The 15,678-nt window shown below is 66.3% G+C and carries 14 protein-coding genes; 11 read left to right on the top strand and 3 right to left on the bottom strand.

The window, feature by feature from the left end; all coding sequences use genetic code 11:
- Positions 1 to 134: 134 nt before the first annotated feature.
- From purE to E8F11_RS27090, 4 genes are all read left to right on the top strand, one after another.
- Complete coding sequence (gene purE / locus E8F11_RS27105; RefSeq protein ID WP_280292006.1) at positions 135 to 626, top strand: 5-(carboxyamino)imidazole ribonucleotide mutase; 492 nt, start codon at positions 135 to 137, stop codon at positions 624 to 626.
- A gap of 3 nt (positions 627 to 629) precedes the next feature.
- Complete coding sequence (locus E8F11_RS27100) at positions 630 to 1,715, top strand: 5-(carboxyamino)imidazole ribonucleotide synthase (RefSeq protein WP_280292005.1); 1,086 nt, start codon at positions 630 to 632, stop codon at positions 1,713 to 1,715.
- A 102-nt stretch (positions 1,716 to 1,817) separates the two neighbouring features.
- A complete protein-coding gene (locus tag E8F11_RS27095) occupies positions 1,818 to 2,063 on the top strand; it encodes a GlsB/YeaQ/YmgE family stress response membrane protein (protein WP_280292004.1) in 246 nt (81 codons plus the stop codon).
- 86 nt (positions 2,064 to 2,149) lie between these two features.
- The gene (locus E8F11_RS27090; protein ID WP_280292003.1) at positions 2,150 to 2,683 is read left to right on the top strand and encodes a DUF3299 domain-containing protein; all 534 of its coding nucleotides are present in this window, start codon (positions 2,150 to 2,152) and stop codon (positions 2,681 to 2,683) included.
- A 150-nt stretch (positions 2,684 to 2,833) separates the two neighbouring features.
- Here the strand turns inward: E8F11_RS27090 and E8F11_RS27085 are convergent, their stop codons facing one another.
- Complete coding sequence (locus E8F11_RS27085; protein WP_280292002.1) at positions 2,834 to 3,742, bottom strand: D-hexose-6-phosphate mutarotase; 909 nt, start codon at positions 3,740 to 3,742, stop codon at positions 2,834 to 2,836.
- Between the two features lie 357 nt (positions 3,743 to 4,099).
- Here E8F11_RS27085 and E8F11_RS27080 point away from each other — a divergent pair, with 357 nt between their 5' ends.
- The 4 genes from E8F11_RS27080 to E8F11_RS27065 are packed head-to-tail and all read left to right on the top strand — an operon-like array spanning position 4,100 to position 8,341.
- On the top strand, positions 4,100 to 5,254 hold the full coding sequence (locus tag E8F11_RS27080) for an efflux RND transporter periplasmic adaptor subunit (RefSeq protein WP_280292001.1): 1,155 nt from the start codon (positions 4,100 to 4,102) through the stop codon (positions 5,252 to 5,254).
- Between the two features lie 5 nt (positions 5,255 to 5,259).
- Positions 5,260 to 5,934: an ABC transporter ATP-binding protein gene (locus E8F11_RS27075; protein ID WP_280292199.1), complete on the top strand. Its 675-nt coding sequence runs from the start codon at positions 5,260 to 5,262 to the stop codon at positions 5,932 to 5,934.
- Positions 5,934 to 7,145 carry an ABC transporter permease gene (locus E8F11_RS27070; protein ID WP_280292000.1) on the top strand — a complete coding sequence of 404 codons (1,212 nt, stop codon included), beginning with the start codon at positions 5,934 to 5,936 and terminating at the stop codon, positions 7,143 to 7,145. Before E8F11_RS27075 ends, E8F11_RS27070 begins: the two co-directional genes overlap by 1 nt.
- Complete coding sequence (locus E8F11_RS27065; RefSeq protein ID WP_280291999.1) at positions 7,145 to 8,341, top strand: ABC transporter permease; 1,197 nt, start codon at positions 7,145 to 7,147, stop codon at positions 8,339 to 8,341. Before E8F11_RS27070 ends, E8F11_RS27065 begins: the two co-directional genes overlap by 1 nt.
- A gap of 150 nt (positions 8,342 to 8,491) precedes the next feature.
- On the opposite strand, the gene E8F11_RS27060 is transcribed toward E8F11_RS27065, so the two are convergent.
- Positions 8,492 to 8,899 carry an acyl-CoA thioesterase gene (locus tag E8F11_RS27060; RefSeq protein ID WP_280291998.1) on the bottom strand — a complete coding sequence of 136 codons (408 nt, stop codon included), beginning with the start codon at positions 8,897 to 8,899 and terminating at the stop codon, positions 8,492 to 8,494.
- Between the two features lie 275 nt (positions 8,900 to 9,174).
- Between E8F11_RS27060 and E8F11_RS27055 the strand changes: the two genes are divergently transcribed.
- The gene (locus E8F11_RS27055; RefSeq protein ID WP_280291997.1) at positions 9,175 to 10,464 is read left to right on the top strand and encodes an MFS transporter; all 1,290 of its coding nucleotides are present in this window, start codon (positions 9,175 to 9,177) and stop codon (positions 10,462 to 10,464) included.
- A gap of 113 nt (positions 10,465 to 10,577) precedes the next feature.
- On the opposite strand, the gene E8F11_RS27050 is transcribed toward E8F11_RS27055, so the two are convergent.
- A complete protein-coding gene (locus E8F11_RS27050; RefSeq protein WP_280291996.1) occupies positions 10,578 to 11,837 on the bottom strand; it encodes a sorbosone dehydrogenase family protein in 1,260 nt (419 codons plus the stop codon).
- Between the two features lie 161 nt (positions 11,838 to 11,998).
- On the opposite strand from E8F11_RS27050, the gene E8F11_RS27045 reads away from it, so the two are divergent.
- Together E8F11_RS27045 and E8F11_RS27040 are read left to right on the top strand one after the other, a co-directional pair.
- A complete protein-coding gene (locus E8F11_RS27045) occupies positions 11,999 to 12,970 on the top strand; it encodes a phosphate ABC transporter substrate-binding protein PstS family protein (protein WP_280291995.1) in 972 nt (323 codons plus the stop codon).
- Between the two features lie 515 nt (positions 12,971 to 13,485).
- A complete protein-coding gene (locus tag E8F11_RS27040; protein ID WP_280292198.1) occupies positions 13,486 to 15,471 on the top strand; it encodes an ABC transporter permease subunit in 1,986 nt (661 codons plus the stop codon).
- Positions 15,472 to 15,678 lie beyond the last annotated feature (207 nt).

The following is a 15,678-nucleotide window of genomic DNA, read 5'->3' as shown; positions in this document are numbered from 1 at the left end:
CGCGCCGGGCGCGGCTTTGCGTTATACTGCGCGGCCTTCGGCCGGCAGCGCGCCCCGCAGCACGGCCCCCATCGCATAACAAGCCACGCCATTGCGTGGCTTGTTGGTTTTTCGACCATTGACGAGGCACGACGATGAGCGCACTGGTAGGCGTGATCATGGGCTCCAAGTCCGATTGGAGCACCCTCAGCCACACCACCGAGATGCTGGACAAGCTGGGCATCCCCTTTGAAGTGAAGGTGGTTTCCGCCCACCGCACTCCGGACCTGCTGTTCCAGTACGCCGAAGAGGCCGAAGGCCGCGGCATCGAGGTGATCATCGCCGGCGCCGGCGGTGCCGCCCACCTGCCGGGCATGTGCGCGGCCAAGACCCACCTGCCGGTGCTCGGCGTGCCGGTGCAGTCGTCCATGCTCTCGGGCGTCGACTCCCTGCTGTCCATCGTGCAGATGCCGGCTGGCATTCCGGTCGCCACCCTGGCTATCGGCAAGGCTGGTGCGATCAACGCGGCCCTGCTGGCCGCCAGCATTCTCGGCGGCAAGTACCCGAAATACCACGTCGCGCTGAAGGACTTCCGTCGCGAGCAGACCGACATGGTCCTGGACAACCCGGACCCGCGTGAGGCCTGACAGATGAAGATCGGCGTTATCGGTGGTGGCCAGCTCGGCCGCATGCTGGCCCTGGCGGGCACCCCACTCGGCATGAACTTCGCCTTCCTCGACCCGGCGCCGGACGCTTGCGCTGCCGCCCTGGGCGAGCACATCCGTGCCGACTACGGCGATCAGGACCACCTGCGCCAGCTGGCCGATGAAGTGGACCTGGTGACCTTCGAGTTCGAGAGCGTGCCGGCCGAGACCGTGGCTTTCCTCTCGCAGTTCGTCCCGGTCTACCCCAGCGCCGAATCCCTGCGCATCGCCCGCGATCGCTGGTTCGAGAAGTCCATGTTCAAGGACCTCGGCATCCCCACACCGGATTTTGCCGATATCCAGTCCCAGTCCGACCTAGATGCCGCAACCGCCAGCATTGGCCTGCCGGCGGTGCTCAAGACCCGCACCCTGGGCTATGACGGCAAGGGCCAGAAGGTCCTGCGCAGGCCCGAAGACGTGACCGGCGCGTTCGCCGAGCTGGGCAGCGTGCCCTGCATCCTCGAAGGTTTCGTGCCCTTCACCGGCGAAGTCTCCCTGGTGGCGGTACGCGCCCGTGACGGCGAGACCCGCTTCTACCCGCTGGTGCATAACACCCACGAGAACGGCATCCTGCGCCTTTCCGTGGCCAGCACCGACCACCCCTTGCAGGCCCTGGCCGAAGACTATGTCGGTCGCGTGCTGGAGCAGCTCGAGTACGTCGGCGTGCTGGCCTTCGAGTTCTTCGAGGTGGATGGTGGCCTGAAGGCCAACGAGATCGCCCCGCGGGTGCACAATTCCGGTCACTGGACCATCGAAGGCGCCGAGTGCAGCCAGTTCGAGAACCACCTGCGCGCCGTCGCCGGCCTGCCCCTGGGCTCCACTGCCAAGCTGGGAGAGAGCGCCATGCTCAACTTCATTGGTGAAGTGCCCGCTGTGGATAAAGTGGTCTCCATCGCCGACTGCCACCTGCATCACTACGGCAAGGCCTTCAAGGTCGGCCGCAAGGTCGGCCATGCCACCTTGCGCAGCGACGACCGCGCGACCCTCGATCGCCAGATCGCGGCCGTGGAAGCGTTGATCGCCAAGGATTGACCGTCCGCCGGCCGCCTTCCCCCCCGGGAGGGCGGCCGATGGCAGGAAAGACCCCGCACTACTAGGCTCAGGCATACCCCAACCACCCTCGGAGGGAATGTCATGGGCATCATCGGCACCATCATCATCGGCCTGATCGTCGGTCTCGTCGCGCGCTTCATCAAACCTGGCGACGACAGCATGGGCTGGATCATGACCATTCTGCTCGGCATCGGCGGTTCGCTGGCGGCCACTTACGGCGGCCAGGCCCTGGGCATTTACCAGGCCGGGCAGGCCGCGGGTTTCATCGGCGCGGTGATAGGCGCCGTGGTGTTGCTGGTGATCTACGGCCTCGTCAGGAAAAGCTGAGGGCCGCCCAGTGGGGCTGGGAACCACTCGGGTGCGCGGTTAATCTTGACGCCAGACGTTCCTGCCCCGCTTCCACGAGTCATTCCATGCGCCGTCTTGCCTGCTTGCTCCTGCTGTTCTGCTGCTCCCTCGCCCGCGCCGAACTCCCCGAAACCGACTGGCTTGAACTGATGCCGCCCGAGGACCGCAAGGCCCTCGAGGAAATGCCTGAAATCAGCCACGACAGCCCCGAGTCCGACGGCTCCTTCGGCCAGAAGGGTGGGCTCAAGCAGCAGAAGGACCTGCCGGCGGTGATGTATTCGACCCGGACGGTGGCCGCCCTGAATGGCAAGGAGATCCATATAGGCGGCTATCCGGTGCCCCTGGAAAGCGATGCCAAGGGCCGCAGCACCCTGTTCTTCCTGGTGCCTTACCCCGGCGCCTGCATCCACGTCCCGCCGCCGCCGCCGAACCAGATAGTGCTGGTGCGCTACCCCAAGGGCATCGCCCTGGACGACATCTACGCGCCTATCTGGGTGGACGGCAAACTGAAAGTCGAGCAGGTCAGCAATGACCTGGCGGACGCTGCCTATGCCCTGGATGCGGGGCAGGTGAGGTTGGTGGAGGAGGGGGATCTCTGATCCTCCGCCCTATCCTGCTTGAGGGAGAGGGCGGAGGGAGGAGGACCGACCTTGCTCGGACCTGGACGGCAGGCCTGCGGCTTGCCTTCGCGAATGAATTCGCTCCTACGGAAGGCAGGCCCTGCGAGTCTGCCGCCGCGGATCTCGTGATTACAGCGGTTTGCTGCTGACCTTCAGCTCCATGCGGTGCTCATCGCCCGGTTTGAGCACCAGGAAATCATCCATCACCCGCGCGGTCTCGATGCAGAGCATGCCCTGCCAGGCGTCCCCGTCGAACTGGCTGAGGCGCCGGGACTTGTCGATCCAGGGGTTCCATACCACCGCCGTGGATGAGCCGCTGACGTCCAGCTCGATGCGACGCTTCCAGGTGCGGTCGAGGATGCTCATGCGCTGGGGTGTATCCAGGTAGATGCGGTCGGTTTCGCCGCTGAACCTGATATTTCCCTGCTGCTTGCGTTGCTGCCAGTCCTCCAGGGTCTCGATGTAGCGGCAGCCGCCCAGGCCCTCCACTTCCACTTCGCGGATGTCGCTGACTGCGAAATAGCTGTGCAGCGCCTGGCTCAGGGCCAGGGGCGAGTCGCCCAGGTTACGGGTGGAGAGCGTCAGTTGCAGCTGCTCGCCCAGGCGGATGTCCAGGCGCAGCTTCGCGGCATGGGGCCAGCCGGGCAGCAGAGGGCTGCGGCTGTCGAGGGTGAAGGCGAGGTGGACGGCGGGGCCGTCGGTGTCGATGTTCAGCAGTTCCCAGTCGAGTTCGCGTACCAGGCCATGGGCCGGGCAGATCGGCCCACCCTGGTGCATGCCTTGGACCTGCGCCGGATTGCGTCGCAGGTCGCCGAACCAGGGCCAGCACACCGGCACGCCGCCGCGCACCGCCTTGCCCTTTTTATAGCTGGCCTGGCCGCTCAGCCAGATCACCGGTTCCTCGCCATGGGGTTGATAGCTCAGGACCTGAGCGCCCTGCTGGGTCAGCAGCAATTCGGCGTGGCGGGTGTGCACTCGCCAGCAGACCAGTTCATCCACCACCAGTTGTTCCACGGTGGGCAGGGTTTCGTCGTACATCGCAGTCTCCGCTTGCTGTGCTTTCGAGTCGCCGAGGCGCCATCTGCTATTTCGAACCAGCATGGCAGACGCGGCAAGGGCTTTCACAGCATTCGACCAAGTACCGGTTGCCAGGTTGCGATCGACCTGATTTTGACGCGTTCTCATTTGGTGCTCGCAAGTGCAAGGCCACTTGTCGGCATTTTGACATTGATGGTCAGAAGGCCAATTTCCAGGTCCGGTTGCGAGGTGCCGCTAAGGTCGTGATTTAAGGGCGTTCCCTGGGAAGGGGCCGGAGACAGCGGGACGTTGGTGCCGAAAGCGGTCATAGCGACCGACCTAAACTCTGCTTGAGCCACTCACAAGTGGAGCGGTGCCATGCGCAAGTTACTGATAATTATTCCTATTTTTGTCCCTCTGATGATGCTGGCCGGATTCTGGGTGCGCCCCGACCCGATTCCCGTGCAACTGGTGGAAGTGGCCAATGGCGCGGTGGAAACCCTGGTGGCCAATACCCGTGCCGGTACCGTGAAGGCGTGCAGGCGTGCCCACCTTTCCTTCAAGACCGGCGGCCAGGTCAGCGAACTGCTGATCCACGCCGGACAACGGGTGCAGGCCGGCGACGTGCTCATGCGCCTGCGCCAGGACGACCTGCAGGCGCGGGTCGAAGAAGCCCGTGCGCGCCTCGACGCGCAGCGCAACCTGCGCGAGCAGAGCTGCAGCCAGGCCAGCCAGGACCAGCGCGACCTGCAGCGTCTCGATCGCCTGGCCGAACGCAAGCTGGCCTCCCAGGACGTGCTGGACCAGAGCACCACCCGCGCGCGTCTGTCGCAACTCTTGTGCAGTGGCGGCGAAGCGAAGATCCGCGAAGCCGAAGCCAGCCTGGACCTGCAGCTGGCACAGCTGGACCAGGCCACCTTGCGCGCGCCCTTCGCCGGTATAGTGGCGGAAATCAACGGTGAGCTGGGCGAAGTGGTCACCCCGTCGCCGCCGGGCATACCGACGCCGCCGGCAGTGGACCTGATCGACGACCAGTGCCTCTATGTCGAAGCGCCCATCGATGAAGTGGACGCCGCCCTGGTGCGGCCCGGCATGCCAGTGCGCATCACCCTCGACGCTTTCCGCGGACGCAGCTTCGAGGGCCGGGTCAGCCGCATCGCGCCCTTCGTCCGCGAGCTGGAGAAGCAGGCGCGCACCGTCGACATCGAAGTGAAGTTCGAGCGGGTACCCCGGGACCTGATGTTGCTCAGCGGTTACAGCGCCGATGTGGAAATCCTCCTGGCACAGCGCGAGCAGGCACTGCGGGTACCGACCGAGAGCCTGCTGGAGGGCGGCAAGGTGCTGCGTTATGACCCCGGCAACGGCCACCTGCGTGAGCAAAAGGTGGAAATCGGCCTGGCCAACTGGCGCTGGAGCGAGGTCAAGGGTGGCCTGGCTGCCGGCGATCGGATCATCCCCAGCCTGGACCATGAAGGCCTGATCGATGGCAGCGTGGTCAGCCCCAGCGGCGAACCCGCGGAGCGCGCCCCGTGATCCTCATGCACCAGATCAGTCGTTGCTTCCAGCTTGGCGAGCAGCGGGTGCGCGGCGTCGATTGCCTCGACCTGGAGGTGGCCGATGGCGAGTACCTCGCCATCACCGGCGTTTCCGGCTCCGGCAAGTCCACACTGCTGAATATCCTCGGCCTGCTGGATGCGCCGGACAGTGGCGAGTTCTGGCTGGACGAGGAGGCAACCGCCTGCCTCGGCGAGGAACGCCGTGCCGCCCTGCGCAGCCGCCTGATCGGCTTCGTCTTCCAGTCCTTCCACCTGATTTCACGGCTGACCGCCCAGGAGAATATCGAGCTGCCCATGCTCCTGGCTGGCATCGACCCCGCCGAACGGCGCCGCCGCAGCCTGCATCTGGCCGAGCGCCTGGGGCTGGGCGAGCGCCTGCGGCACCATCCGGCCGAGCTGTCCGGCGGCCAGCGCCAGCGGGTGGCCATCGCCCGCGCCATGGTGATGCAGCCCCGGCTGCTGCTGGCCGATGAGCCCACCGGAAACCTCGACAGCCAGTCCGGCGCCGAGGTGGTGGACCTGCTGGAGGAGCTGAACGTCGAGGGGCTGACCCTGATCCTGGTCACCCACGACGCCCAGCATGCCGCCCGCGCCCGCCGCCAAGTGCAGATGCGCGACGGGCGCATCTTCTGCGATCGCCGCCAGGGTGCCGCCTGATGGATCCGCTGGACGCCTGCCAGCTCTGGTTCGGTGCCCTTCGCGGACACCGCTCGCGCAGCGCCATGCTCTTGCTGGCCATCGCCATCGGCGTGTTCGCCGTGACCCTGCTGGGTGGTCTGGGGCAGGGCGCGCGGGCCTACGTGCTGGGGGAGTTTTCCCTGCTCGGGCGCGACATCCTCATCGTCCTGCCGGGGCGTAACGAGACCACCGGCGGCATGCCGCCCATCACCGGCATGGCTCCACGGCCCCTGACCCAGGCCGACGCCACGGCGCTCGGCCGCCTGCCGGCGGTGCGCCGGGTGGCGCCGCTGCATGCCGGGCAGTTGGAGGTCAGCCGCGACAACCGCAACCGCGAGACCCTGGCCCTGGGCACCACCCGCGCCTTCTTCGCCATCCGCCAACTGCATCTCGCCCAGGGGCGCGCGCTGCCGGAGCTGGAGCCGGGACAGGCGGAGGAGGTCTGCGTGATCGGCAGCCGCCTGCGCCGCGACCTGTTCGGCAATGCTCCGGCCCTGGGCCAGTGGCTGCGTGCCGGCGACCGGCGCTTCCGGGTGGTGGGGGTGCTGGATGAGCGCGGCGAATCCCTGGGCATGGATTTCTCCGAGGCGCTGATCATCCCGGTGGCCAGTGCCGAGGTGTTGTTCGACCGCGATGGGCTGTTCCGCGTCTTCGTCGAAGTGCGTGGCCCTAGCTACATGGCCAGCGCCCGGCGGCAGGTACTGGCGGCCCTCACGGAACGGCACCAGGGCGAGGAAGACGTCACCCTGCTCAGTCAGGATTCCATGCTCGCCGCCTTCGACGGCATCCTCGACGGCCTGACCCTGGCGCTGGCCGGCATCGCCGCCATCAGCCTGCTGGTGGCCGGCATCCTGATCATGAACGTCACCTGGATCGCCGTGCTGCAGCGCACCGCCGAGATCGGCCTGCTCAAGGCCATAGGCGCCAGCTCGGCCCAGGTGCGCCTGCTGTTCCTCGGTGAGGCGGCGCTGCTGGCGCTGCTCGGCGCAGGGCTGGGGCTGGGGCTGGGTGAGTTGCTGCTCTGGGTCGGAAGGCTGGCCAGCGGCCTGCCGCTGTATGCGCCCTGGTGGGCGCGCCTGGGCGCACCGGCCTTGGCCCTGGGCGCGGCGCTGTTGTTCGCCTGGCTACCGGCCAACCACGCTGCGGCCCAGGCACCGGTGCAGGCGCTGCGCCCGCAGGGCGGCCGCTGATGCGCTGGCGCGACGGCCTCGGGCTGTGCGGCTCGGCCCTCACCAGCCAGCCCCTGCGCAGTCTGCTGACCCTGCTCGGGGTGGCCATCGGCATCGCCGCGGTGGCGTTGCTCACGGCCATGGGCGAAGGCCTGCGTGACCGGGTGCTGGATAGCTTCGCCCAGTTCGGCACTCGGGTGGTCACGGTGCGTCCCGGCACCCTGCCCACCGGCGGTATCGGCGGCATCCTCGCCAGTGCGCGGCCGCTGTCCATCGCCGACGCCGATGCCCTCGGCCGCCTGCCCCACGCGGAGGCCGTGGTGCCCATCATCCAGGGCAATGGCGATATCCAGACCGGTGCCCGCAAGCGGCGGGTGGACATACTCGGCAGCGGCTCGCAACTGGCCGCCGCCTGGCGCGTGCACATGGCCCAGGGGCAGTTCCTGCCGCCCTCGCGGGACGGCCGTACGCCACCTTATGTAGTGCTGGGCTCGAAGCTGGGCGAGGAGCTGTTCGGGAAGGCCAACCCCGTGGGCCGGCGGGTGCGGGTGGGCGGCATGAGTTTCCGGGTGATCGGGGTGATGGCGAGCAAGGGCAACCTGCTGGGTTTCGATCTCGACGATATCGCCTACATACCCGTCGATTGGGCGGAGAGCCTGTTCAATCGCGTTGGCCTGGTGAAGATCCATGTGCTGTTCGACCAGAGCACCCCGGCCGAGGCTTTCGCCGGGCAGGTGCGCCGGCTGCTGGTGCAGCGGCATGGCCGCGAGGACTTCCGCCTGACCTCCCAGAGCGACCTGCTGGGCAGCCTCAACCGGATACTCGCCACCCTCACCCTGGGCATCGCCGCCCTGGGGGGCATTTCATTGCTGGTGGGGGCGGTAGGCATCCTCACCATCATGACCACCACGGTCGGCGAGCGGACTGCCGAGATCGGCCTGCTCCGAGCGGTGGGTGCCGCGCCACGCCAGGTGCTGGCGCTGTTCCTCGCCGAGGCGACCCTGCTCTCGGTGTTGGGCGGCCTGCTTGGCCTGCTGGTGGTCGGCGTGCTGCTGGTGCTGCTGCACTGGCTGGTGCCAGGGCTGCCCCTGAGCCTGAGCCCGCCGCTGGTACTGCTGGCGCTGCTGCTCTCGGCGCTGGTGGGAATAGGCGCCGGGCTGGCGCCGGCGAGGCGTGCAGCGAAGCTGCATCCGGTGGATGCACTGCGGCTGGAGTAGAGGCCTTCGTAGGTTGGGCTGAGTTCGACGAAGCCCAACGAATGCGTCTCCGGGCTCCGCGTTGGGCTTCGCTTCGCTCTGCCCAACCTACGAAACTCGGCATCCCTCGCCTCAACCCCGCTCCCGGAGGGAGGGGGCTAGCGAGTCGAATCAGCCGCGCCGCTGCGGGACCGGGCGGGTGCGGCCGCTGCCGTCGATGGCGACGAAGACGAACACCGCCTCGGTAACCTTGCGCCATTCGCTGGAGAGCGGGTCGTCGCTCCAGACTTCCACCAGCATCTGGATGGAGCTGCGGCCGATCTCCAGGGTCTGGGTATAGAAGGAGAGCTGGGCGCCCACGGCCACCGGCACCAGGAAGGCCATGCGGTCGATGGCCACCGTGGCCACGCGGCCCGCGGCTACCTTGCTGGCCATGGCGGTGCCCGCCAGGTCCATCTGGGATACCAGCCAGCCGCCGTAGATATCACCGAAGCCGTTGGTTTCCCGCGGGAGCGCGGTGAGCTGCAGGGCCAGGTCGCCTTGCGGGGTGAGGTTCTCTTCTTCTTCGATGTCGATCATGCCGGGACTGCCTGTTTCGTGTGTGTGGCGCCGATGCCTGGAAAGGGGCGATGCCCCGCTCCTACCTGTGCGCCAGCCGACCCACTGCATGCCGACCTGCGCTGAACAGCGCACAGTATATAGCCACCGGGCGCCACGAAACGACCGCCGCAGCGCGCAGCCGGCGGTTTTGTGGCTGACACTGTGTACATTTAACGCTTTTTGATATGTTGCCAAGCGATTTTCCGCCCAAGTAGCGGCAAACGTCCTGCCCGCCCCAGACGAGATTCCCTCACATGGCTTCCGTGCTCGCCCCCGAGGCGCCCGCCTCGCGTCCGCTGACCCGCAGCGACTACAAGACCCTGTCGCTGTCCGCCCTCGGCGGCGCCCTGGAGTTCTACGACTTCATCATCTTCGTGTTCTTCGCCGCGGTGGTGGGCAAGCTGTTCTTCCCCGCCGAGATGCCGGAATGGCTGCGCCAGCTGCAGACCTTCGGCATCTTCGCCGCCGGTTACCTGGCGCGGCCCCTGGGCGGCATCGTCATGGCGCACTTCGGCGACCTGCTGGGGCGCAAACGCATGTTCACCCTGAGCATCTTCCTGATGGCGGTGCCCACCCTGGTGATGGGGCTCCTGCCCACCTACGCGCAGATCGGCATCTGGGCGCCGATAGCGCTGCTCCTGATGCGTGTCGTGCAGGGCGCGGCCATCGGCGGCGAAGTGCCGGGTGCCTGGGTCTTCGTCTCCGAGCACGTGCCGACGCGGCATATCGGCTACGCCTGCGGCACCCTGACCTCGGGCCTCACCGCCGGCATCCTGCTGGGTTCGCTGATGGCGACCCTGATCAACAGCCTCTATACCCCCGCCGAAGTGCTGGACTGGGCCTGGCGCCTGCCCTTCCTGGTGGGCGGCGTATTCGGATTCTTCGCCGTCTACCTGCGCCAGTGGCTGCATGAGACCCCGGTGTTCGCCGAGCTGCAGCAGCGCAAGGCGCTGGCCGACGAGGTGCCGTTGAAGACCGTGCTGCGGGGTCATCGCGGTGCCGTCGTACTGTCCATGCTGCTGACCTGGGTGCTGTCCGCCGCCATTGTGGTGGTGATCCTGATGACCCCGACCCTGCTGCAGACGGTCTACGGCTTCGAGGCCGCCACCGCGCTCAAGGCCAACAGCCTGGCCATCGTCCTGCTGTCCATCGGCTGCGTCGCCGCGGGCGTGCTGTCCGACCGCTTCGGCGCCGGGCGTGTCCTGCTGATCGGCGGCCTGCTGCTGGCGACCAGCTCCTGGACCTTCTACACCAGCCTCAAGGCCAACCCGGACTGGCTGTTCCCGCTCTATGCGCTGACCGGCCTGTTCGTCGGCACCATAGGCGCGGTGCCCTATGTGATGGTCAGGGCCTTCCCGGCGGTGGTGCGCTTCTCCGGGCTGTCGTTCTCCTACAACCTGGCCTACGCCATCTTCGGCGGCCTGACGCCCATGGTGGTGTCGCTGCTGATGAAGTGGGACAGCCTGGGCCCGGCCTACTACGTCGCCGCCCTGTGCGGTGTGGCGATGCTGATTGGTGTGTTCCTGGTCGCGAAGAAGCGCTGATCGGCGAGCGGACGTAGGAGCGAGCTTGCTCGCGAACGGCCCCGGCGCAGGGCTTCGCGAGCAGAACTCGCTCCTACCGTTTCATATCCGTCTCGGGCTTTGCTTGCGGCGGCTCACTTCTTCGCCGCACTCACCCGCCAAACCTTGTTGCCTACGTCGTCCGTCACCAGCAGGGCGCCCTTGAGGTCCAGCCTCACATCCACCGGGCGACCCCGGACATTGCCCTCGGCGTCGAGGAAGCCGGTCAGCACGTCCATCGGCTGGCCGTGGGGCTTGCCATTGCGGAAGGGCACGAAGATCACCTTGTAGCCATTGTCGGGTTTGCGGATCCAGGAGCCGCGCTGGCTCACGAACAGACCGTTGCGGAACTTCGGCAGCTTGCTGCCCTTGGCGAAGGCGATGCCCATGGAGGCGGTATGCGGGCCGAGGGCGTAGTCGGGCACCAGGGCCTTGGCCACCAGGTCCGGCCGCTGTGGCTGCACGCGTTCGTCGACATGCTGGCCGAAATGGCTGTAGGGCCAGCCATAGAATCCGCCGTCCTTCACCGAAGTGATGTAGTCCGGCACCAGGTCGCTGCCGAGTTCGCCGCGCTCGATGACGGCGGCCCACAGCTTGCCGGTCTGCGGCTCCCAGGCCAGGCCATGGGGGTTGCGCAGGCCGGTGGCGAAGAGGCGTTTGGCGCCGCTGGCGCGATTCACTTCCCAGATCGCCGCGCGGCCTTCCTCCACCTCCATTCCATTCTCGCCGGCATTGCTGTTGGAGCCGACCGTGACATAGAGCTTGCGGCCGTCGCGACTGGCGATGACGTTCTTGGTCCAGTGACGGTTCAGTCCGGCGGGCAGGTCGGTGACCAAGGTGGATGGTTCGCTGATCTCGGTCGCTCCCTTCACATAGGGGAAGCGCACCAGGGCGTCGGCATTGGCCACGTAGAGGTCCTTGCCCACCAACACCATGCCGAAGGGTGAACGAAGATTTTTCAGGAAGGTGCTGCGCAGGTCGGCTACGCCATCGCCGTTGATGTCCCGCAGCAGGGAAATGCGGTTGACGCTTTTTTCCTCGGCGTCGCTACTCTTCATGGACAGGCCGGAAAACCAGCCCTTGATGCCGGCGGGCCTGGGGGTGTCCGGTGCGGCACTTTCGGCCACCAGCACATCGCCATTGGGCAGCACGTAGAGCCAGAGGGGGTGCTGCAGGCCCTCGGCGAAGGCATTCACCCGGGCGCCATCGGTGGCCTGCGGCGTGGTGTCCCGGGGCCAGCCGATGGGCTCTTTCGTTTCGGGTCTGATGCCTTCCGCTATGTCGCGCAGGGCCTGTTGGCTGCAAGCTGTGCACAGCGCCAGGGCGGCGATGGGCAGCAGGGGATGGAGCTTCATATGGGGTGGTCTCCTGAAGGTGTTCCGGGCTCTATCCCAGGTTGGACAAGCGATGGTGGCCATTCATCCAATTGTCACAATCAATTCATAGAGTGGTCATACGGCCTCTCGATACTGGCCCCCGTTGCATTCAACCCCCTCGTCCTGCTTAGGAGCAAGGCATGAAACTGAAGCGTTTGATGGCGGCCCTGACCTTCGTCGCCGCCGGCGTTGCCACCGCCAGTGCGGTCGCCGCTGTCGACCCGTCCATTCCGGCCTACCAGAAAACCACTGGCGTCTCCGGCAACCTCTCCAGCGTAGGTTCCGACACCCTGGCCAACCTGATGACCCTGTGGGCCGAGGCGTACAAGCGCGAGTACCCGAACGTGAACATCCAGATCCAGGCCGCCGGTTCCTCCACCGCGCCGCCGGCTCTGACCGAAGGCACCGCCAACCTGGGCCCGATGAGCCGCAAGATGAAGGACGTCGAGCTGCAGGCCTTCGAAGAGAAGTACGGCTACAAGCCGACCGCCGTTCCGGTGGCCGTCGACGCCCTGGCGATCTTCGTGCACAAGGACAACCCGATCAAAGGCCTGACCATGAAACAGGTCGACGCGATCTTCTCCGCCAACCGCCTGTGCGGCGGCACCAGCAACATCAAGACCTGGGGTGAGCTGGGTCTGACCGGCGATCTGGCCAGCCAGCCGATCCAACTGTTCGGTCGTAACTCGGTATCCGGTACCTACGGCTACTTCAAGGAAGAAGCCCTGTGCAAAGGCGACTTCAAGGGTAACGTCAACGAGCAGCCGGGTTCGGCTTCCGTGGTGCAGTCCATCAGCCAGTCGCTCAACGGCATCGGCTACTCGGGTATCGGTTACAAGACTTCCAGCGTGAAGACCGTTCCGCTGGCCAAGAAGGAAGGCGGCGAGTTCGTTGAAGACAACGAGCAGAACGCCCTGAACGGCAGCTACCCGCTGTCCCGCTTCCTGTTCGTCTACGTGAACAAGGCGCCGAACAAGCCGCTGGCTCCCCTGGAAGCCGAGTTCGTGAAGATGGTGCTGTCCAAGCAGGGCCAGGAAATCGTCGTCAAGGACGGCTACATCCCGGTTCCGGCCAAAGTCGCCGAAAAAGCACTGAAGGATCTGGGCCTGTAATCCAGGCCGGATAAGGGAGCGGCCGCCTTATGCGCGCCGCTCCGCAAGGACGCAAGGGCGACGGGAGACCCCTGTCGCAGAAGCCCGCCCGAGGCCTCCTCTGGGTGGGCTTCGCCACGTCAACTCGCTGTAATCTTTCTGTCACACGAAGACCGTAGGCTGTGCGCCCATCGTAAAAGCCCGCGCGCTGACTGTGGCAAGAGCCCGAATCCATGACTGACCTGGCCAACTCCCTGACAACTTCGACGAACCCTCCCGTCCGCATCGACTTCAACACGCCGGCGATGCAGCGCAAGCGCAAGATCCGTGCGCTGATGGACCGCCTGACCCACTGGTACGTGCTGGTTGGCGGCCTCGCCGTACTCGGGGCCATCACCCTGATCTTCTTCTACCTGGCCTATGTGGTGCTGCCGCTGTTCCAGGGCGCCGAACTGAAGGCGCGGAAGGTGCAGAACCCGGCCTGGTTGCAGCAGGATGTCGGCAAGCCGCTGCTGCTGGCGCTCGAAGAACAGAACATGGTGGGCATGCGCGTCGCCGACAAGGGCGAAGTGCAGTTCTTCTCGGTGAAGGACGGCAGCCTGCTGAAACGCCAGCAACTGCCGCTGCCGGCCGGCGTCAGCGTGGCGTCCATCGGCCAGGACCAGCCTGGCAGCCCGCTGGTGGTGCTGGGCCTGTCCAACGGCCAGGCGCTGATCTTCAAGCACAGCTACAAGGTCACCTACCCGGACAACCAGAAGACCATCGAGCCCCAGGTCAGCTTCCCCTACGGTGAAGCGCCCATGGCGCTGGACGCCCAGGGCCGCGCCCTGGAGCACATTGCCCTCAGCATCAATGACGAGGCTCTGATGCTGGCCGGTTCCACCGGCAACCAGCTGCATGTGCAGCAGGTGGTCAGCGAAGAGAACATGCTCACCGGGGAGACCACCCAGGAGCAGAGCAGCGTCGAGCTGCCGCAGATGGTCGAGCCGATCAAGGCCATCTACATCGACCCGCGCCACCAGTGGCTCTATGTGCTCAACGGCCGCGCCCAGGCCGACGTCTTCAGCCTGCGCGAGCACGCCCTGAACGGCCGCTACAAGCTGCTGGAAGACGGCGAGCGTGAGGTGACCGCCAGCGCCATGCTGCTGGGCGGCATCTCCTTGATGGTGGGCGACTCCAAGGGTGGCATCGCCCAATGGTTCATGGCCCGCGATCCGGACGGCTCCTCGCGCCTCAAGCACATCCGCGACTTCCAGCTGGGCACCGCACCGGTGGTGCAGATCACCGCGGAAGAGCGCCGCAAGGGCTTCGTCGCCCTGGATGCCACCGGCCACCTCGGCGTGTTCCACAGCACTGCCAACCGCACTCTGCTGGTGGAGCCGGTGACCGATGGTTCCGGCCTGCTGGCACTGTCCCCGCGCGCCAACCGTGTGGTGGTGGAAGAGGGCGGCCAACTGCTGCCGTTCCGCCTCAACAACCCGCACCCGGAAGTCTCCTTCAGCGCGCTGTGGGGCAAGGTCTGGTACGAGAGCTATGACGAGCCCAAGTACGTCTGGCAATCCACCGCCGCCAACACCGATTTCGAGCCCAAGCTGAGCCTGGCGCCGATGACCTTCGGCACCCTCAAGGCGGCCTTCTACGCCATGCTGCTGGCCGCTCCGCTGGCCATCGCGGCAGCCATCTACACCGCTTACTTCATGGCGCCGTCCATGCGCCGCAAGGTCAAGCCGGTGATCGAGCTGATGGAAGCCCTGCCCACCGTGATCCTCGGCTTCTTCGCCGGCCTGTTCCTGGCACCCTATGTGGAAGGCCACCTGCCCGGCATCTTCAGCCTGCTGCTGCTGACCCCCATCGGCATCCTGCTGGCCGGCTTCACCTGGAGCCGCCTGCCCGAGTCCATCCGCCTGCGCGTACCGGACGGCTGGGAAGCGGCCATCCTGATCCCGGTCGTCGGCCTGGTGGGCTGGATCGCCCTGGGCATGAGCCCGACGCTGGAAAGCTGGTTCTTCGGCGGTGACATGCGCCTGTGGATCAGTAATGACCTCGGCATCACCTACGACCAGCGCAACGCCCTGATCGTCGGCCTGGCCATGGGCTTCGCGGTGATCCCGAACATCTTCTCCATCGCCGAAGACGCCGTATTCAGCGTGCCCCGCAGCCTGACCTACGGCTCCCTGGCCCTGGGCGCCACGCCCTGGCAGACCATGACCCGCGTGGTCCTGCTCACCGCCAGCCCGGGCATCTTCTCGGCCCTGATGATCGGCCTGGGCCGTGCCGTGGGCGAGACCATGATCGTGCTGATGGCCACCGGCAACACCCCGGTGATGGAAGTGAACATCTTCGAAGGCATGCGAACCCTGGCCGCCAACGTGGCGGTGGAAATGCCCGAGTCGGAAGTCGGCGGTACCCACTATCGGGTCCTGTTCCTCTCCGCCCTGGTGCTGCTGACGTTCACCTTCATCATGAACACCCTGGCCGAGCTGATCCGTCAGCGTCTGCGGAAGAAGTACGCCTCTCTTTAAAAGCGCGCCTCGCAGAGGCGCATCCGATGACCCTCTCCCTTCAGGGAGAGGGTGGTCCGCAGGACCGGGAGAGGGTCGCTTGGCCGCGCGCCGACCCCCTCTCCCCAACCCTCTCCCTGAAGGGAGAGGGGGTAGAAAACACGAATCCTCCGGCCATTCGGCGGGAGGAACTGAAAGACTCAAGCGGTGGAGAAATCCGTGAAAAAG

The organism is Pseudomonas sp. BN417, assembly GCF_029871205.1.
GTDB lineage: Bacteria > Pseudomonadota > Gammaproteobacteria > Pseudomonadales > Pseudomonadaceae > Metapseudomonas.
The sequence above is the reverse complement of the archived record's forward strand: the minus strand, read 5'-3'. Positions and strand labels throughout refer to the sequence as shown.